This window comes from Aliiroseovarius sp. PTFE2010 (genome assembly GCF_049943335.1).
Lineage (GTDB): Bacteria > Pseudomonadota > Alphaproteobacteria > Rhodobacterales > Rhodobacteraceae > JBNFVY01.
In genome coordinates this window covers 1-18,984 of record NZ_JBNFVY010000018.1, presented here as the reverse complement: position 1 = coordinate 18,984, position 18,984 = coordinate 1, and the positions used below count along the sequence as shown (strand labels likewise).

Here is an 18,984-nt window from a genome sequence, read left to right as displayed (position 1 = left end):
CGATCGCCATGGAAGACGGCCTGCGCTTCGCCATCCGCGAAGGCGGCCGCACCGTAGGCTCCGGCGTCGTCTCGAAAATCATCGAGTAAGCCGGGACGGGCAGAAACAGGAAAGGGCCGCTGGTTTCAGCGGCCCTTTTGTTTTGGATGTCACCGCACAGCGAAAATCGCTGACGATCAGGCTATTCAGGCGGCGGCTTTGTTGATCCCGTGCGTGGCAATCTGGGTCATGTGCCGGTCACCATCGTAGGTTTCGTCCAGGCATTTTTCCAGCACCGCCGCGTCGCCGTCCAGGCCAAGCCGGTTGGCAAAGGCCACCAGGGTGCCGTAGCCGGCCAGCGCGTAGTGCACCATCCGTTGGTACTGCGCGATGATCATTGCATCACGCGCGTCTGCATCGCCGAAGTCTTCTTTGATCGCGTGGGCGCGGGCTTCGGCCACCAGGCCTTCCATCCCTTTGCAGTGCTCGCCTTCGGGATCCAGGCCGTGGTCGTTGCACAGGCCGGTTAGCGCCTCCATGCCGTCGGCGATGCCGGTTGCGCCGTTCTTCAGGGCTTTTTGTACATCGTCGTTCTTTGCGTGGCGGCCCAGTTCGGTGGTCGCATCAAGCGATTGCTTGCAGGCGCTGTACAGGTCCTGAAGCATGTCGTGGTAAACGTCTTTCAGATCGTGAAGTGCCATGTGGTCCTCCTGTTTTCATCTGCCCAATCAACGGGGGTACGGCGCGCAGAGTTCCGCGGCAATTGCGCAACCACGCGGTTTTCCGCTAGAATGGGGAAATCCAATGGAGGGTGCGATGAACAAGCCGCTGAACTGATCCACACGCAATTCGCAATCAGGAGTTCAGCATGCCCCACGGGTTTCTCGACGCGCGCCTGCGTCATCCAATCACCCTGCCGGATGGGCAAACCCATCCAGACACCGTCTGGTTGTCGGCTGTCATCGATCACCCGAATATCGATGTCGGTGACTTCACATATTACAATGATTTCGAACCCGTCGCAGACTATGCGGCCCGTATCGCCCCCTATCTGCATCCCGGCGCGCCGGAACGCTTGCGCATTGGCCGGTTTTGTCAGTTTGCGCATGGCACGCGGTTCATCACGTCGTCTGCCAATCATCCGCTAAACTGGTTCACGACCTACCCGTTCGCCATATTCGATCACGATCAGATGCCCCATTTCGCCGAGGAATTTTCGCGCGGCTGCGATACGGTGATCGGCAATGATGTCTGGACCGGGCATGGCGCGATGGTCTTGCCGGGCGTGACAATCGGGAACGGCGTGATCGTCGGGGCCGGGGCGGTTGTCACGCGGGACGTGCCCGATTGGCACGTGGTGGCCGGCAACCCGGCCCGCGTGATCCGGGCGCGGTTTGATCAAGACCTGTGCGCGCAACTTGATCGCTTGGCATGGTGGGACCGGCCGCTGGATGATATCCGCGCCCTGGTGCCGCTTTTGGCCGGACATGACGAAAAGGCACTGCGCGATACGCTTGAACGCATCGAAAGCCCTTGATCTTGGCCAGCCGGTGACGTAATCAGCGCATCGGCCTTAGGGGTATAGCTCAGTTGGTAGAGCGACGGTCTCCAAAACCGTAGGTCGCGGGTTCGAACCCTGCTGCCCCTGCCAGGCCGGTTTCCGCCAAATCCAAGGTTGAATTCGTGCGGCCGAGCGCGTATCTGACCCTCCACACGACGACCAGCCTTCAGGGGATCGATATGGCCAACCCGCTACAGTTCATCCAGCAGACCCGCGCCGAGATCGCCAAGGTCGTATGGCCGACCCGCCGCGAAGTGGTGCTGACAACCGTCATGGTTTTCATCATGGCCGCACTGACGTCGGTGTTCTTTTTTCTGGTCGATCTTCTGATCCGCAGCGGCTTTCAGGGTCTTCTGGAATTCGCGGCGCAGTAAATCGCGGCCAAAAAGGTTGAACTCGCGCGCGCAGGCGGCTAATGCGGGCGGGATTTCCGAGCGAGGCGTGCAACGATTCTGGTCGCACGCCGCTTTTTGTTCGGCGCGTGGCGGCGAAACCGCCGAAACTAACAGGGCCTGAAAAAGGCGCAGATAAAGGACGACGGGCATATGGCGAAGCGTTGGTATTCGGTAAGCGTTCTCTCGAATTTCGAGAAGAAAGTCGCCGAGCAGATCAAGCACGCTGTCGAAGAAAACGGCCTTGAGGATCAGATCGAAGAGGTTCTGGTCCCCACCGAGGAAGTGATCGAAGTGCGCCGTGGCAAGAAGGTCACGACCGAGCGCCGCTTTATGCCGGGCTATGTGCTGGTGCGCATGGAGATGACCGACCAGGGCTATCACCTGATCAATTCGACCAACCGCGTCACCGGCTTTCTTGGCGCGCAGGGCAAACCGATGCCAATGCGCGACGAAGAGGTGAACCAGATCCTCAACCGCGTCGAAGAAGGTGCCGAAGCGCCCCGGACGCTGATTTCCTTTGAGGTCGGCGAAAACGTATCCGTCAACGACGGTCCGTTCGAAGGCTTCGACGGCATGGTCGAAGACGTGGACGATGACAACCAGCGCCTCAAGGTCACGGTGTCGATCTTTGGCCGGGCCACCCCGGTCGAACTGGAATTCACGCAGGTCAGCAAGCGAAGCTGACCCGTGATCGCGCCCAACAGGGCGCACCCGATTGTGGGAGGCGAGGGCGGCGCGCCGTTCGGACCAGACCACACAACATGAACGGCCCGGCAGACGCGTTTGTCCGGGTGTTGGAAAAGGAGAAGGCCAATGGCCAAGAAGCTCGCAGGCAAGATGAAGCTGCAAGTGCCCGCCGGTCAGGCAAACCCGTCGCCGCCCGTCGGCCCCGCACTGGGTCAGCGCGGGATCAACATCATGGAATTTTGCAAGGCGTTCAACGCCAAGACGCAAGAGATGGAGCCCGGTGCGCCGTGCCCGACCGTGATCACCTATTACCAGGACAAATCCTTCACGATGGATATCAAGACGCCGCCTGCGTCTTATTACCTCAAGAAGGCTGCCAAGCTGAAGTCGGGCGCCAACACCCCCGGTCGCGAGACCGCCGGTTCGGTCACCGCCAAGCAGGTGCGCGAGATCGCGGAAGCCAAGATGAAGGATCTGAACGCCAATGATGTGGAAGCTGCAATGCTGATCATCATCGGTTCGGCCCGGTCGATGGGCATCGAGGTGAAAGGGTAAGTCATGGCTAAACTCGGAAAACGTACCGCTGCCATTCGCGAAGCTTTTGCCGGCAAGGAAGACCTGTCGGTTGAGGACGCTGTTGCCCTGGTCAAGGGTAATGCAACGGCCAAATTCGACGAAACGGTCGAAATTGCCCTGAACCTGGGCGTCGATCCCCGTCACGCTGACCAGATGGTGCGCGGCGTTGTCAGCCTGCCCAACGGCACTGGCAAGGACGTGCGCGTTGCTGTCTTTGCGCGCGGCGCCAAGGCGGATGAGGCCAAGGAAGCCGGGGCCGATATCGTGGGCGCCGAAGACCTGATGGAAACCGTTCAGGGCGGCACAATCGATTTTGATCGCTGCATCGCCACCCCCGACATGATGCCGATCGTTGGCCGTCTGGGCAAGGTTCTGGGGCCGCGCAACCTGATGCCGAACCCCAAGGTCGGCACCGTGACCATGGATGTCGCCCAAGCTGTTCAGGCTGCCAAGGGCGGCGAGGTGCAGTTCAAGGCGGAAAAAGCCGGTGTAGTGCACGCTGGTGTCGGCAAGGCATCGTTCGACGAAGCCAAGCTGATCGAAAATGTCCGCGCTTTCGTGGATGCGGTCCAAAAGGCCAAGCCGTCGGGTGCCAAGGGGCCCTACATGAAAAAGGTCTCGATCTCATCGACCATGGGTCCGGGCGTGTCGATCAACGTCGACAGCGCGACCGGCAACTGATCCGCGCGATCAGGCAAGAACACGAAAAAGGCACCCGAATGTGGTGCCTTTTTTGATTTTGGCCGTGCACCGTTTCGTGAACACCGACGATTGCACGGCATGGCGGGTTGTCCTGCCTTTTAATTCACTCTAAAGACACCTCTGCAAGCCAGCGTGCGATTCGTCGTGCGCTGTTTTGCATTTCGTCCAAGACGGTGGGTGGCGTCGATTCTGGTGTCATAATTCCTGCCTGAGACGGGAAAGAACCAAATTCTCCGGGTGTTATACCTCGGGCGATTTTGCGACGGACCCGTATGGACCCGATTGTCGGGCGCAGGCCCGGCAAAATATGAGCTGGAGGGTCTGACCCTCCTTACTTGGAGTGAAACTGTGGATAGAGCCCAGAAAGAGAAATTGGTCGAAGAGCTCGGCCAGATCTTCGAAAGCTCTGGCGTGGTCGTCGTTGCACACTACGCAGGTCTTACGGTTGCCGAAATGCAGGAACTGCGGGCGCAAATGCGCGATGCCGGCGGTTCGGTGCGCGTTGCCAAGAACAAGCTCGCCAAAATCGCCCTTGAGGGAACGCCGAACGCTTCGATCGCCGATCTTCTCAATGGCATGACTGTGATCGCCTATTCCGAGGACCCTGTGGCTGCGGCCAAGGTCGTCGACACCTACGCCAAGGAAAACGACAAGCTCGTGATCCTGGGTGGTGCCATGGGCGGCACAGCATTGGACGTCGACGGTGTGAAAGCTGTCGCCAAACTGCCGTCGCGCGAGGAACTCATTGCCTCGATCGCCGGTTGCATTGGCGCACCCGCTTCCAACATCGCCGGTGCCATTGGCGCGCCTGCTTCGAACATCGCGTCCATCTTGTCCACGATCGAGGACAAGGCGGCTGCTTAAGCAATCTGGCCTGCGTGGGGTCGAACGAACCCTCGTTGGAACACATCTGATAGAACGGAAACAGTATAATGGCTGATCTGAAGAAACTTGCTGAAGAGATCGTGGGTCTGACCCTTCTCGAAGCTCAGGAACTGAAAACCATCCTGAAAGACGAATACGGCATCGAGCCCGCTGCTGGCGGCGCTGTGATGGTTGCAGGCGGCGGCGATGCCGGCGGTGCAGCTGCTGCTGAAGAAAAAACCGAATTCGACGTTGTCCTGAAGGACGCCGGCGGTTCGAAAATCAACGTGATCAAAGAAGTTCGCGGCATCACCGGTCTTGGCCTGAAAGAAGCCAAGGACCTGGTCGAAGCAGGCGGCAAGATCAAGGAAGGCGCTTCGAAAGACGAAGCCGAAGAGATCAAGGGCAAGCTGGAAGCCGCTGGCGCGACTGTCGAGCTGGCCTAAGGCCACGTTGGCCCCAAGAGGGCCGAAATCATCTGGCTGGGCTCGGAAAACCGGGCCCAGCCGAACCTGTCTTGAAAAGGGCCTTTTCGAAAAAGGGTGTTTTCCAAGGGTTGGTTCAATGGTCGGGAGCGCCCCGTGGGAAGGGCGCAGGAATAGACCGAACCCCCGTTTCGTAAGTGCGCGTCCGCCGGTGCCCGACGGCCGGCCGCGTCCGCGAAAATAGCAAAGGTAGATGCACGTGGCTCAGACTTTCCTCGGCCAGAAGCGGCTCCGCAAATATTTCGGTAAAATCCGCGAAGTACTCGAAATGCCGAACCTCATCGAGGTTCAGAAATCCTCTTACGATCTGTTCCTGAACTCTGGCGATCAGCCCGACCCCCAAGAGGGCGAAGGCATCAACGGTGTGTTCCAGTCGGTCTTCCCCATCAAGGATTTCAACGAAACCGCCGTGCTTGAATTCGTCAAGTACGAGCTGGAAAACCCCAAGTACGATGTCGAGGAATGCCAGCAGCGCGACATGACCTACAGTGCCCCGCTGAAGGTGACGCTGCGCCTGATCGTCTTTGATATCGACGAAGATACCGGCAACAAGTCGGTCAAGGACATCAAGGAACAAGACGTATTCATGGGCGACATGCCCTTGATGACCCCGAACGGCACCTTCGTTGTGAACGGCACCGAACGGGTCATCGTCAGCCAGATGCACCGCTCGCCCGGTGTGTTTTTCGACCACGACAAAGGCAAAACCCACAGCTCGGGCAAGCTGCTCTTCGCCTGCCGCATCATTCCCTATCGCGGCTCGTGGCTCGACTTTGAATTTGACGCTAAGGACATCGTCTTTTCGCGTATTGACCGTCGGCGCAAACTGCCGGTCACGACCCTGCTGTATGCCCTGGGCCTGGACCAGGAAGGCATCATGGATGCCTATTACGAAACGGTCGACTACAAGCTTGAAAAGAACAAGGGCTGGGTCACCACCTTCTTCCCCGATCGCGTCCGCGGTACCCGCCCGGTGTTCGATCTGGTCGATGCTGCCACTGGCGAAGTGATTGCCAAGGCCGGCGACAAGGTGACCCCGCGCACGGTCAAGAAACTGAAGGACGAAGGCAAGGTTACCGACCTGCTGATCCCGTTCGACCAGATCGTGGGCAAATACGTCGCCAAGGACATCATCAACGAAGAAACCGGCGCCATCTACGTGGAAGCCGGGGACGAACTGACTTGGGAAGTCGATAAGGACGGCGACGTCACGGGCGGCTCTCTCAAGGAATTGCTTGATGCCGGCATCACCGAACTGCCTATTCTGGATATCGATGGTGTGAACGTCGGCCCGTACATCCGCAACACGCTGGCGGTGGACAAGAACATGAACCGCGAAACCGCGCTCATGGACATCTATCGGGTCATGCGCCCGGGCGAGCCGCCGACCGTCGATGCGGCCCAGGCCCTGTTCGATACGCTGTTCTTTGACAGCGAACGATATGACCTGTCCGCTGTTGGCCGTGTGAAAATGAACATGCGCCTGGATCTGGGCAAGCCCGACACGCAGCGCACGCTGGATCGCGAAGACATCGTCGCCTGTATCAAGGCGCTGGTCGAACTGCGCGATGGGCGCGGCGAGGTGGACGATATCGACCACCTTGGCAACCGCCGGGTCCGCTCGGTCGGCGAGCTGATGGAAAACCAGTACCGCGTTGGGCTGCTGCGCATGGAGCGCGCGATCAAGGAACGCATGTCGTCGGTCGAAATCGACACGGTGATGCCGCAGGATCTGATCAACGCGAAACCGGCTGCTGCTGCGGTGCGCGAATTCTTCGGCTCGTCGCAGTTGTCGCAGTTCATGGACCAGACCAACCCGCTGTCCGAAGTGACGCACAAACGCCGCCTGTCGGCGCTTGGACCGGGCGGTCTGACCCGCGAACGCGCAGGTTTTGAAGTGCGCGACGTGCACCCGACACACTACGGCCGGATGTGCCCGATTGAGACACCGGAAGGCCCGAACATCGGTCTGATCAACTCGCTGGCCACATTTGCCCGCGTGAACAAGTACGGTTTCATCGAAACCCCGTATCGCAAGGTCGAAAACGGTCAGGTCACTGACGAAGTTCAGTACATGTCCGCGACCGAGGAAATGCGCCACACCGTGGCCCAGGCCAACGCCAACCTGGATGCGGATGGCAAGTTCATCAACGATCTGGTTTCGACCCGTCAGTCGGGCGATTTCATGCTGAACCCGCCGGCCAATGTCGATCTGATCGACGTGTCGCCGAAACAGTTGGTGTCGGTTGCTGCGGCGCTGATCCCGTTCCTTGAAAACGACGACGCCAACCGTGCGCTGATGGGCTCGAACATGCAGCGTCAGGCGGTCCCGCTGTTGCGCGCCGAGGCGCCGCTGGTCGGCACCGGCATGGAAGGCAAAGTCGCGATCGATTCGGGCGCAGCCATCCAGGCGCGCCGTGGTGGTGTCATCGACCAGGTGGACGCCACCCGGATCGTGGTCCGCGCCACCGAAGAACTGGAACCGGGCGATCCCGGCGTCGATATCTATCGTCTGCGCAAGTTCCAGCGGTCGAACCAGAACACCTGTATCAACCAGCGTCCGCTGGTGAAAGTGGGTGACAAGGTGACCAAAGGCGAAGTGATTGCCGATGGCCCGTCGACCGAGATCGGCGAACTGGCCCTGGGCAAGAACGTGGTCGTCGCCTTTATGCCGTGGAATGGCTACAACTACGAAGACTCGATCCTGATTTCCGAACGCATCGCGCGTGATGACGTGTTCACCTCGATCCACATCGAGGAATTCGAAGTTGCCGCCCGCGACACCAAGCTTGGGCCGGAAGAAATCACCCGCGACATTCCGAACGTTGGCGAAGAAGCCCTGCGCAACCTTGACGAAGCGGGCATCGTCTATGTCGGGGCCGACGTCGAGCCGGGCGATATCCTGGTCGGCAAGATCACCCCGAAGGGCGAAAGCCCGATGACGCCGGAAGAAAAGCTTCTGCGCGCCATCTTCGGTGAAAAGGCGTCGGACGTGCGCGACACGTCGCTGCGCGTCAAGCCGGGCGATTTCGGTACGGTCGTGGAAGTGCGCGTCTTTAACCGCCACGGTGTGGAAAAAGACGAACGTGCGCTGCAGATCGAGCGTGAAGAAGTCGAACGTCTGGCCCGTGACCGCGACGACGAGCTGCACATCCTTGAGCGCAACATCTACGCGCGTCTGCAGGGGATGATCCTTGGCAAGACCGCCGTCAAAGGCCCCAAGGGCGTCAAGCCCGGATCGGAGATCACCGAAGATCTGCTGGGCACGCTCAGCCGTGGTCAGTGGTGGCAGTTGGCGCTGGAAGACGAAGCCGATGCGGCCCAGGTCGAAGCGCTGAACGCCCAGTTTGAGGCCCAGAAGCGTGCGCTTGAGCACCGCTTTGAAGACAAGGTCGAAAAAGTTCGCCGCGGCGACGATCTGCCCCCAGGCGTGATGAAGATGGTCAAGGTCTTCGTGGCTGTGAAGCGCAAGCTGCAGCCCGGCGACAAAATGGCTGGGCGTCACGGCAACAAGGGCGTGATTTCGAAAGTGGTGCCGATCGAGGACATGCCGTTCCTCGCTGATGGGACCCCGGTCGATTTCTGTCTGAACCCGCTGGGTGTGCCGTCGCGTATGAACGTCGGTCAGATCCTGGAAACCCACATGGGTTGGGCGTCACGCGGTCTGGGTATTCAGATCGACGAAGCCCTGGGCGACTACCGCCGGTCGGGCGATCTGACCCCGGTCAAGGAAGCGATGCGGATCGCCTATGGTGATGACGTCTATGCCGAAGGCATCGAAGGCCAGGATGACGATCGTATCGTCGAAATGGCCCAGAACGCCACAACCGGTGTTCCGATTGCCACGCCGGTCTTCGACGGTGCCAAGGAAGCCGACGTCAACGCCGCGCTGCGAAACGCCGGGTTCGACACTTCGGGGCAGTCGATCCTGTTCGACGGTCGTTCCGGCGAGCAGTTCAGCCGCCCGGTTACCGTGGGTGTCAAATACCTGCTGAAACTGCACCACCTGGTCGATGACAAGATCCACGCACGCTCCACCGGCCCCTACAGCCTTGTGACCCAGCAGCCGCTGGGCGGTAAGGCGCAGTTCGGTGGTCAGCGGTTCGGGGAAATGGAGGTCTGGGCCCTGGAAGCCTATGGTGCCGCCTACACCCTGCAGGAAATGCTGACCGTCAAGTCGGACGACGTGGCAGGCCGGACCAAGGTCTACGAAAGCATCGTCAAGGGCGAGGACAACTTTGAAGCGGGCGTTCCCGAGAGCTTTAACGTTCTTGTGAAAGAAGTCCGCGGCCTCGGCCTGAACATGGAACTCCTGGATGCGGAGGAGGGGGACGAGTGAGCGCAGCTCACCCCGTCTCGCCCCATCCCGCACTGACGTAAGGAATACGATATGAACCAGGAACTGACGACGAACCCGTTCAACCCGCTCGCGCCGCAAAAGGTCTTTGACGAAATCAAAGTCTCGCTGGCCTCGCCCGAGCGTATCCTGTCGTGGTCGTACGGCGAAATCAAAAAGCCCGAAACCATCAACTACCGCACGTTCAAGCCCGAGCGTGACGGCCTGTTCTGCGCGCGTATCTTTGGCCCGATCAAGGATTACGAATGCCTGTGCGGCAAATATAAGCGCATGAAGTATCGCGGCGTTGTCTGCGAAAAATGCGGTGTCGAAGTGACGCTGCAAAAAGTCCGCCGCGAACGGATGGGCCACATCGAACTGGCCGCGCCTGTCGCGCACATCTGGTTCCTCAAGTCACTGCCGAGCCGCATTGGCCTGATGCTGGACATGACGCTTCGTGATCTGGAACGCGTGCTCTATTTCGAAAACTACGTGGTGATCGAACCCGGTCTGACCGATCTGTCCTATGGCCAGATGATGACCGAAGAAGAATACATGGACGCGCAGGATGCCTATGGCATGGACGCATTCAGCGCCAATATCGGTGCCGAAGCGATCCGCGAAATGTTGTCCGCCATCGATCTGGAATCGACCGCCGAACAACTGCGCGAAGATCTCAAGGAAGCTACGGGCGAACTGAAGCCCAAGAAAATCATCAAACGTCTGAAGATTGTCGAAAGCTTCCTGGAATCGGGCAACCGCCCCGAATGGATGGTCATGACGGTGATCCCCGTGATCCCGCCAGAACTGCGTCCGTTGGTTCCTCTGGACGGGGGCCGGTTTGCGACGTCCGATCTGAACGATCTGTATCGCCGCGTGATCAACCGGAACAACCGCCTCAAGCGCCTGATCGAACTGCGTGCGCCTGACATCATCGTGCGCAACGAAAAGCGGATGCTGCAGGAATCGGTTGATGCGTTGTTCGACAACGGCCGCCGTGGCCGCGTGATCACGGGCGCCAACAAGCGGCCTCTGAAATCGCTGTCGGACATGCTGAAAGGCAAGCAGGGCCGCTTCCGCCAGAACTTGTTGGGCAAGCGCGTCGACTTTTCGGGCCGGTCCGTCATCGTGACGGGCCCCGAGTTGAAGCTGCATCAGTGTGGTCTGCCGAAGAAGATGGCGCTCGAACTGTTCAAGCCGTTCATCTATTCCCGGCTTGAAGCCAAGGGCCTGTCCAGCACGGTCAAACAGGCCAAGAAACTGGTGGAAAAGGAACGCCCCGAAGTTTGGGACATCCTGGATGAAGTGATCCGCGAACACCCGGTTCTTCTGAACCGCGCGCCCACGCTCCACCGTCTGGGCATTCAGGCGTTCGAACCGATCCTGATCGAAGGCAAGGCAATTCAGCTGCACCCGCTGGTGTGTTCGGCCTTTAACGCCGACTTTGACGGCGACCAGATGGCAGTCCACGTTCCGCTTTCCCTGGAAGCGCAACTGGAAGCGCGCGTGCTGATGATGTCGACCAACAACGTGCTGTCGCCTGCCAACGGTGCGCCGATCATCGTGCCGTCGCAGGATATGATCCTTGGCCTCTATTATATCACGATGGAGCGCGAAGGCATGAAGGGCGAAGGCAAGGTCTTTGGCTCGATCGAAGAAATGGAGCACGCCCTGACTGCGGGCGAAGTGCACCTGCACGCCAAGGTTCAGGCCCGCATCAAGCAGATCGACGAAACCGGGCAGGAGGTCTATCAGCGCTTTGATACGACACCGGGCCGGATGCGTCTGGGCAGCCTGTTGCCGCTGAACGCAAAGGCGCCGTTTGAACTGGTGAACCGCCTTTTGCGTAAGAAAGAAGTGCAGCAGGTCATCGACACTGTCTACCGTTACTGCGGTCAGAAGGAATCGGTGATCTTCTGTGACCAGATCATGAGCCTGGGTTTCCGCGAAGCGTTCAAGGCCGGCATCTCGTTCGGCAAGGACGACATGGTGGTTCCCGACAACAAGTGGGAAATCGTCGAAGAAACCCGCGATCTGGTGAAGGATTTCGAACAGCAGTACATGGACGGCCTGATCACGCAGGGCGAAAAGTACAACAAGGTTGTCGATGCCTGGGCCAAATGTAACGACAAGGTCACCGACGCGATGATGGGCACGATTTCGGCCGTCAAAAGGGACGAAAATGGCGCTGAAGCGGAACCGAACTCGGTCTACATGATGGCCCACTCGGGCGCACGTGGTTCGGTTACCCAGATGAAACAGTTGGGCGGTATGCGTGGCCTGATGGCCAAACCGTCGGGCGAGATCATCGAAACGCCGATCATCTCGAACTTTAAAGAAGGCTTGACCGTGCTTGAGTATTTCAACTCGACCCACGGTGCCCGTAAGGGTCTGTCGGATACGGCGCTCAAGACGGCGAACTCGGGTTACCTGACCCGTCGTCTGGTCGACGTGGCACAAGACTGTATCGTGCGTCTGCCTGATTGCGGTACGGATCGTGTGATCAACGCAGAAGCGGCCGTGAACGACGGTGAAGTGGTCGCCACGCTGGGCGAACGTGTTCTGGGCCGCGTCGCGGGCGAGGATGTTCTCAAGCCGGGCACCGACGAGGTGATCGTCAGCCGCAATGAACTGATCGACGAACGCAAGGCCGATGCGATCGAAAATGCCGGTCTGGCCAGCATCAAGATGCGCTCGCCCCTGACCTGCGAGGCCGAAGAAGGCGTCTGCGCCATGTGCTACGGTCGCGACCTGGCACGCGGTACGCTGGTGAACATCGGCGAAGCGGTTGGCATCATCGCGGCCCAGTCGATCGGCGAACCTGGCACCCAGCTGACGATGCGGACCTTCCACATCGGCGGCGTTGCCCAGGGTGGCCAACAATCGTTCCAAGAGGCCGGTCAAGAAGGCACGATTGTCTTCTCGAACGCCAACCTGCTGGAAAACGCCAATGGCGATCAGATTGCCATGGGCCGGAACATGCAGATTGCGATCATCGACGACAATGGCGTCGAGCGTTCGTCGTTCAAGATCGGCTATGGCACCAAGATCCACATCAAGGATGGGGCAAAGGTTTCGCGCGGCGACAAGCTGTACGAATGGGACCCATACACCCTGCCGATCATCGCCGAAAAAGGCGGCAAGGCGAAGTTCGTCGATCTGGTTACCGGCCTTTCGATCCGCGACGAGACCGACGATGCGACCGGCATGACCCAGAAGATCGTCACCGACTGGCGTTCGGTGCCCAAGGGCAACGAACTCAAGCCCGAGATTCTGATCGTGGGCGAAGATGGTGAACCGATCCGCAATGAAGCGGGCAACCCGGTGACCTATCCGATGTCGGTCGATGCCATCCTGTCGATCGAAGACGGTCAGGACATCAAGGCCGGTGACGTGGTTGCGCGTATCCCGCGTGAAGGTGCCAAGACCAAGGACATCACCGGCGGTCTGCCGCGTGTGGCCGAATTGTTCGAAGCACGGCGCCCCAAGGATCACGCCATCATCGCCGAAATCGACGGCTATGTGCGCTTTGGTCGCGACTACAAGAACAAGCGTCGCATCAGCATCGAACCGGCGGACGACACGATGGAACCGGTCGAATACATGGTGCCCAAGGGGAAACACATCCCCGTGGCCGAAGGCGACTTCGTGCAGAAGGGCGACTACATCATGGACGGCAACCCCGCGCCGCATGACATCCTGTCAATCATGGGTGTCGAAGCGCTGGCCGAGTACATGATCGACGAGGTGCAGGAGGTCTATCGTCTGCAAGGCGTGAAGATCAACGACAAGCACATCGAAGTCATCGTGCGCCAGATGCTGCAGAAGTGGGAAATCCAGTCCAGCGGCACGACGACGCTGCTCAAGGGTGAACACGTCGACAAGGCCGAATTCGATGCGGCCAACGAAAAGGCACTGGCCAAGGGCGGCTCGCCCGCGACTGGCGAACCGATCCTGCTGGGCATCACCAAGGCGTCGCTGCAAACCCGCAGCTTCATTTCGGCCGCGTCCTTCCAGGAAACGACCCGCGTGCTGACCGAAGCTTCGGTTCAGGGCAAGCGCGACAAGCTGGTTGGCCTGAAAGAAAACGTCATCGTGGGTCGTCTGATCCCGGCCGGTACGGGTGGGGCCACGCAACGCGTGCGCCAAATCGCTGCCGATCGCGATCTCAAGGTGATCAAGGAAGCCCGCGCCGAGGCCGAAGCCGCCGCAGCGCTGGCCGCCCCGACCGAAGACGACGGGCCCACCAGCGCGGCCGAGGATATCATTCTGGATATTCCCGAAAGCCGCGACGAATAGGCCAACAGGCCCGAACCAAGCAAAACCCCGCCCTTTGTGGCGGGGTTTTTTGTGGCCACCTGTCAGGCGCAACCGGCAGCAAAACGAATGCGCGACCTGCGTTCCAACGTCGGCTTTGAGCCCAGACTGACCGATGCTGCGTTATGCATGGATGACCGCTATCCAATGGCAACCAAAAACCTTCCACAACCACTTGGGTTTTGAACGGGGTTTTTGGCAGCGTTAAAAGGGGCCGCTTTTGCTTGTGCCAAAAAGGAGCGTTTTTGGTGGGCACACGGAGCAGGTCTTGACTGACTTTACTGAATATGGCCTTCTTACCTCGGTTTGCGTTGCCAGCCGCTCGCGCCCTCTTGGGTAAGGTGAAAATGCTTTGATATTTAATTCAAACACTCCGTCCAGCATTTGGTCGGTAAAGCGAGCGCCGTAAACAATTTGCTGGCATGGAGATCATCATGAACAGTGTAGATCAGGCCAAGTCTATGGCCCGCAAACTTCGGTCAGCCTTGGCCAAAGGCGACAAAGATATTTCCCACTCAGAAGCTTTGGAGCTTGTTGCAAACACGTTGGGATATTCAGATTGGAACACGGCATCGGCCAAACTGGACGGCGCCATTTCTAACGGGATCAGCTTCGGTAAGATCAGCCCTATCATCCGTATTTTTGATGAGGCCAAAGCAAGAGAGTTCTACTGCGGGTTTCTTGGCTTTGAAGTCTCATTCGAACATCGTCACGAAAAGCAACTGCCGCTCTACATGGGCGTCGAGCGTGCCGGTGCGCTTTTACATCTTACAGAGCATCATGGCGATGCAAGCCCCGGATCGAACGTATTTTTGCCAACGCAAAAAATTCGAATGTTTCATAAGGAGCTTTCGGATAAGCAGTACTCCTTCGGGCGTCCTGATTTGGAAGAATTGCCGTGGGGCCTGCAAATCCAAGTGCATGATCCATTTGGCAACAGAATTCGGTTTTGCGAACAAGTGTCCTGAGCAAAGAGCTGGGGCAGGCCAGCTACCGTTGGTCTACCCACTCTAACCGAGCCGCTCCAAAAACCACCGTTTTTGGAACGCTCATGAAAGCTGCCATTGGCACTGCCGCAACGGCAGCTCACTAAGTCCGCTCTGCCGACGTCTATGGGCTCGTGCGCTGTGACGGCGTTCCGGTGATCGTGTTTGGGGCCACGTCACCCTTGTGACCCAAGCTGCGTAAGCCCTTTGCTATTCGTGCATGGCGGCGCGCGCGGTTCCCATGTTTCTTGCCGGTGCATGCCAGTGGATCGCGGGGGGCTGTCCGGCCTACTGCCGGTTGACCCGCCCTGACCCGGCCCCGCTGGCAGTACCGCCATTGACGCGGCCGGTGGGGCCGCCGCCAGGACAGGCGCATCGCAGACGCCGGTGGGGGCTGCGCCCAATTTGCCCGGCCAGCCCGCCCTCTGCCAGTGACCGGACCGCCTGCGGCGGGCGGGTGGGTGGCAGTGTCCCGCGAGTCTGGCACAGGTCTACCGCCAAGCAGGCTCAATAGGGGGCAATAGGGGCGGGACGCGACCCAAAGTGATCCAGCCCCTGCGCGCGCCCGGCTTGCAGGGGCGAATGAGCTGTACTAAGACGCCCGGGCAGAGGTGCCGCCGCGCGCGACGGTTTGGCCACAAGAGACCGCCATTCGTCCTCATTTCCGACACGACGTGGGGAAAAGGAAGGAACAACCGTTGTCTTCTGGTGGCAAGTGTTGACACCACCTGCGACTCCCCATATACGGCGCGCACTCGGGCCGACGAGGGGGAGCCTCCGACGTGCCTGCTACAGTACTGAAGTGGTCATGATCCAGGTCCAACGGCCTCGATCCTCTGGAATTCCACCGCACCGCTCTGCTTCAGAGCGACTGCGGTATTTGCGTTATGCAGACGTGTGTGACGCGCCGATGAAATTGAAATGTGTTGCAACACGGGGAAACCGGAATGCCAACGATCCAACAGCTGATCCGCAAGCCGCGGCAGCCCAAAGTTAAACGCTCCAAGTCCATGCACCTGGAGCAGTGCCCCCAGAAACGGGGCGTATGTACGCGCGTCTACACCACGACGCCGAAGAAGCCGAACTCGGCTATGCGGAAAGTCGCCAAGGTGCGCCTGACCAATGGTTACGAGGTCATCAGCTATATCCCCGGTGAAAGCCATAACCTTCAGGAACACTCTGTGGTTCTGATCCGTGGCGGCCGTGTGAAAGACCTTCCGGGTGTCCGTTACCACATCCTTCGCGGTGTGCTGGATACCCAGGGCGTCAAAGACCGTAAGCAGCGTCGTTCGAAATACGGCGCCAAGCGTCCTAAGTAAGGAGATCACGGAATGTCCCGTCGTCACGCCGCTGAAAAGCGCGAAGTTCTGCCCGACGCCAAATATGGCGATCGCGTCGTCACCAAGTTCATGAACAACCTCATGATCGACGGCAAAAAATCGGCTGCTGAAAAGATCGTCTACAACGCGTTCGATCGCGTCGAAGACAAGCTCAAGAAAGCACCTGTGGAAGTCTTCCACGAAGCTTTGGACAACGTGAAACCGTCGGTCGAGGTTCGCTCGCGCCGGGTCGGTGGCGCCACCTATCAGGTGCCCGTTGAGGTGCGCATCGAGCGCCGCGAAGCGCTGGCGATCCGCTGGCTGATCGCCGCTTGCCGCGCCCGCAATGAAAACACCATGGAAGAACGTCTGGCTGGCGAATTGCTGGATGCCGTGAACAACCGTGGTTCGGCTGTCAAAAAGCGCGAAGACACCCACAAGATGGCCGACGCCAACAAAGCGTTCAGCCACTACCGCTGGTAACTCAGGAAAGGCAATCTGACGATGGCACGCGAATACCCCCTGGAGCGTTACCGCAACTTCGGCATCATGGCGCATATCGATGCGGGCAAGACCACCATGACCGAGCGGATCCTGTTCTACACCGGCAAAAACCACAAGATCGGCGAAACACACGACGGTGCCTCCACCATGGATTGGATGGAGCAGGAAGCCGAGCGTGGGATTACGATCACCTCCGCCGCGACGACGACTTTCTGGCAGCGCCAGGAAGATCCGACGCCCGAGGGCACATCGGACACCAAGGTTCGTTTCAACATCATCGACACGCCTGGCCACGTTGATTTCACGATCGAAGTCGAGCGCTCGCTTGCCGTTCTGGACGGCGCCGTTGCGCTGCTCGACGGCAACGCCGGCGTCGAGCCGCAGACCGAAACAGTCTGGCGTCAAGCCGACCGTTACAAGGTTCCGCGCCTCGTGTTTGTCAACAAGATGGACAAGATCGGCGCGGATTTCTTCAAATGCGTCGAGATGGTCAAGGATCGCACGGGCGGGACGCCCTTGCCGATCGCGCTGCCAATTGGTGCTGAAGACAAGCTGGAAGGCGTGATTGACCTGATCAAGATGGAAGAATGGGTCTGGATCGGTGAAGATCTGGGCGCATCTTGGGAACGTCGGCCGATCCGTGAAGAGCTGCAAGATCTCGCCCAGACCTGGCGCGACAACATGATCGAGCTTGCCGTCGAAATGGACGACGACGCGATGGAGGCGTATCTCGAAGGTGAGATGCCCGACGAAGCGACCCTGCGCAGCTTGATCCGCAAGGGCACTCTGTCGCTGTCGTTCTTCCCGATGCTTGCCGGTTCCGCGTTCAAGAACAAGGGTGTTCAGCCTCTTCTCAACGCTGTCGTGGATTTCCTGCCGGGCCCGCTTGACGTGCCGACGCTCATGGGCTTTTCGCCCGATGACGAAAGCGAAGAGCGCAACATCCCGCGGCCTGCTTCGGACGACACCCCGTTCTCGGCGCTGGCGTTCAAGATCATGAACGACCCGTTTGTCGGCTCTTTGACGTTTACCCGGATCTATTCGGGTAAGATCAACAAGGGTGACGCCATTCTGAACTCGACCAAGGGCAAGAAAGAGCGGGTTGGTCGGATGATGATCATGCACGCCATCGACCGTGAGGAAATCGACGAAGCTTTCGCTGGCGACATCATCGCGCTTGCCGGTCTCAAGGACACGACAACGGGTGACACGCTGTGCGCTGTCAACGAACCGGTTGTTCTGGAAACGATGACTTTCCCTGATCCGGTGATCGAGATTGCTGTCGAGCCGAAGACGAAGAACGACCAAGAGAAGATGTCTCAGGGTCTGGCGCGTCTGGCTGCAGAAGATCCGTCTTTCCGCGTCGAAACCGATCTGGAATCGGGTCAGACGATCATGAAGGGCATGGGCGAATTGCATCTCGACATCCTGGTGGATCGCCTCAAGCGTGAATTCAAGGTCGAAGCCAATATCGGCGCGCCGCAGGTGGCCTATCGCGAGACCATCGGTCACGAGATTGAGCACACCTACACGCACAAGAAGCAATCGGGCGGCTCGGGTCAGTTCGCCGAAGTGAAAATGGTTATTTCCCCGACTGAACCGGGAGAAGGTTATTCCTTCGAATCCAAGATCGTCGGCGGCGCTGTGCCCAAGGAATACATCCCGGGTGTCGAGAAAGGCATCAAGTCGGTCATGGACTCCGGTCCGCTTGCTGGCTTCCCCGTGATTGACTTCAAGGTGGCCCTGATCGACGGCAAGTTCCACGATGTGGACTCCAGCGTTCTGGCCTTCGAAATCGCCGGGCGTATGTGCATGCGCGAAGGTCTGCGCAGGGCCGGTGCGAAGCTGCTGGAACCGGTGATGAAGGTCGAGGTCATTTCACCTGAGGAATACACCGGGAACGTGATCGGTGACTTGACGTCGCGTCGCGGTCAGGTGACGGGCCAGGAGCCGCGCGGCAACGCCGTTGCGATTTCTGCCATGGTGCCGCTGGCCAACATGTTCGGCTACATCAACTCGTTGCGCTCCATGTCTTCGGGCCGCGCGCAGTTCACGATGCAGTTCGACCACTACGAACCTGTGCCCAGCAACATATCGGAAGAAATTCAGGCGAAATACGCTTGATCGGAACACCCGGGTTGGCGTTTGCCAGCCCGACACAAAGACAAGGAGGCCATCATGGCTAAGGAAAAGTTTGACCGCTCTAAACCGCACGTGAACATCGGTACGATTGGGCACGTTGACCACGGCAAGACCACGCTGACGGCAGCGAT

General features: G+C 59.2%; 16 protein-coding genes and 1 tRNA gene. 16 read left to right on the top strand and 1 reads right to left on the bottom strand.

Going from position 1 to position 18,984, the window contains the following annotated elements:
* The coding region (locus tag ACP2AV_RS15315; protein WP_215942303.1) for a hypothetical protein at positions 1-89 on the top strand (89 nt) is incomplete at its 5' end.
* A gap of 96 nt (positions 90-185) precedes the next feature.
* Here the strand turns inward: ACP2AV_RS15315 and ACP2AV_RS15310 are convergent.
* Positions 186-680: a DUF892 family protein gene (locus tag ACP2AV_RS15310; protein ID WP_426373645.1), complete on the bottom strand. Its 495-nt coding sequence runs from the start codon at positions 678-680 to the stop codon at positions 186-188.
* 167 nt (positions 681-847) lie between these two features.
* Between ACP2AV_RS15310 and ACP2AV_RS15305 the strand changes: the two genes are divergently transcribed.
* The 15 genes from ACP2AV_RS15305 to ACP2AV_RS15235 form a co-directional block, all read left to right on the top strand.
* Entirely contained in the window at positions 848-1,516 is a 669-nt protein-coding gene (locus ACP2AV_RS15305; RefSeq protein ID WP_426373644.1) for a CatB-related O-acetyltransferase, read from the top strand.
* Positions 1,517-1,554: 38 nt separating this feature from the next.
* A tRNA-Trp gene (locus ACP2AV_RS15300) sits at positions 1,555-1,630 on the top strand.
* A gap of 89 nt (positions 1,631-1,719) precedes the next feature.
* A complete protein-coding gene (gene secE / locus ACP2AV_RS15295; RefSeq protein ID WP_426373643.1) occupies positions 1,720-1,914 on the top strand; it encodes a preprotein translocase subunit SecE in 195 nt (64 codons plus the stop codon).
* Between the two features lie 171 nt (positions 1,915-2,085).
* Positions 2,086-2,619, top strand: coding sequence for a transcription termination/antitermination protein NusG (nusG, locus tag ACP2AV_RS15290; RefSeq protein WP_426373642.1), 534 nt, complete (start codon positions 2,086-2,088; stop codon positions 2,617-2,619).
* A gap of 129 nt (positions 2,620-2,748) precedes the next feature.
* A complete protein-coding gene (gene rplK, locus ACP2AV_RS15285) occupies positions 2,749-3,177 on the top strand; it encodes a 50S ribosomal protein L11 (protein ID WP_426373641.1) in 429 nt (142 codons plus the stop codon).
* 3 nt (positions 3,178-3,180) lie between these two features.
* On the top strand, positions 3,181-3,879 hold the full coding sequence (rplA, locus tag ACP2AV_RS15280; RefSeq protein WP_426373640.1) for a 50S ribosomal protein L1: 699 nt from the start codon (positions 3,181-3,183) through the stop codon (positions 3,877-3,879).
* 369 nt (positions 3,880-4,248) lie between these two features.
* On the top strand, positions 4,249-4,764 hold the full coding sequence (gene rplJ, locus ACP2AV_RS15275) for a 50S ribosomal protein L10 (RefSeq protein WP_426373646.1): 516 nt from the start codon (positions 4,249-4,251) through the stop codon (positions 4,762-4,764).
* Positions 4,765-4,832: 68 nt separating this feature from the next.
* The gene (rplL, locus tag ACP2AV_RS15270) at positions 4,833-5,210 is read left to right on the top strand and encodes a 50S ribosomal protein L7/L12 (protein ID WP_426373639.1); all 378 of its coding nucleotides are present in this window, start codon (positions 4,833-4,835) and stop codon (positions 5,208-5,210) included.
* A 238-nt stretch (positions 5,211-5,448) separates the two neighbouring features.
* Positions 5,449-9,588 carry a DNA-directed RNA polymerase subunit beta gene (rpoB, locus tag ACP2AV_RS15265; RefSeq protein WP_426373638.1) on the top strand — a complete coding sequence of 1,380 codons (4,140 nt, stop codon included), beginning with the start codon at positions 5,449-5,451 and terminating at the stop codon, positions 9,586-9,588.
* A gap of 51 nt (positions 9,589-9,639) precedes the next feature.
* Positions 9,640-13,884 (top strand): DNA-directed RNA polymerase subunit beta', encoded by a 4,245-nt coding sequence (gene rpoC, locus ACP2AV_RS15260; RefSeq protein WP_426373637.1) that lies wholly within the window; start codon positions 9,640-9,642, stop codon positions 13,882-13,884.
* Between the two features lie 452 nt (positions 13,885-14,336).
* Positions 14,337-14,870: a glyoxalase superfamily protein gene (locus ACP2AV_RS15255; RefSeq protein ID WP_426373636.1), complete on the top strand. Its 534-nt coding sequence runs from the start codon at positions 14,337-14,339 to the stop codon at positions 14,868-14,870.
* A 965-nt stretch (positions 14,871-15,835) separates the two neighbouring features.
* Complete coding sequence (gene rpsL / locus ACP2AV_RS15250) at positions 15,836-16,207, top strand: 30S ribosomal protein S12 (RefSeq protein ID WP_005980675.1); 372 nt, start codon at positions 15,836-15,838, stop codon at positions 16,205-16,207.
* A 12-nt stretch (positions 16,208-16,219) separates the two neighbouring features.
* A complete protein-coding gene (rpsG, locus tag ACP2AV_RS15245; protein WP_426373635.1) occupies positions 16,220-16,690 on the top strand; it encodes a 30S ribosomal protein S7 in 471 nt (156 codons plus the stop codon).
* Positions 16,691-16,711: 21 nt separating this feature from the next.
* A complete protein-coding gene (fusA, locus tag ACP2AV_RS15240) occupies positions 16,712-18,835 on the top strand; it encodes an elongation factor G (RefSeq protein WP_426373634.1) in 2,124 nt (707 codons plus the stop codon).
* A gap of 54 nt (positions 18,836-18,889) precedes the next feature.
* Positions 18,890-18,984 (top strand): GTP-binding protein (locus ACP2AV_RS15235; protein WP_143163231.1); only part of this gene is annotated, 95 nt, incomplete at its 3' end.

Coding starts and splice junctions, on each gene's coding strand:
- rpoC (WP_426373637.1), top strand. CDS start 9,640: ATGAACCAGGAACTGACGACGAACCCGTTCAACCCGCTCGCGCCGCAA.
- fusA (WP_426373634.1), top strand. CDS start 16,712: ATGGCACGCGAATACCCCCTGGAGCGTTACCGCAACTTCGGCATCATG.
- rplA (WP_426373640.1), top strand. CDS start 3,181: ATGGCTAAACTCGGAAAACGTACCGCTGCCATTCGCGAAGCTTTTGCC.
- rplL (WP_426373639.1), top strand. CDS start 4,833: ATGGCTGATCTGAAGAAACTTGCTGAAGAGATCGTGGGTCTGACCCTT.
- ACP2AV_RS15305 (WP_426373644.1), top strand. CDS start 848: ATGCCCCACGGGTTTCTCGACGCGCGCCTGCGTCATCCAATCACCCTG.
- rplK (WP_426373641.1), top strand. CDS start 2,749: ATGGCCAAGAAGCTCGCAGGCAAGATGAAGCTGCAAGTGCCCGCCGGT.
- ACP2AV_RS15310 (WP_426373645.1), bottom strand. CDS start 680: ATGGCACTTCACGATCTGAAAGACGTTTACCACGACATGCTTCAGGAC.
- nusG (WP_426373642.1), top strand. CDS start 2,086: ATGGCGAAGCGTTGGTATTCGGTAAGCGTTCTCTCGAATTTCGAGAAG.
- rpsG (WP_426373635.1), top strand. CDS start 16,220: ATGTCCCGTCGTCACGCCGCTGAAAAGCGCGAAGTTCTGCCCGACGCC.
- ACP2AV_RS15255 (WP_426373636.1), top strand. CDS start 14,337: ATGAACAGTGTAGATCAGGCCAAGTCTATGGCCCGCAAACTTCGGTCA.
- secE (WP_426373643.1), top strand. CDS start 1,720: ATGGCCAACCCGCTACAGTTCATCCAGCAGACCCGCGCCGAGATCGCC.
- rpsL (WP_005980675.1), top strand. CDS start 15,836: ATGCCAACGATCCAACAGCTGATCCGCAAGCCGCGGCAGCCCAAAGTT.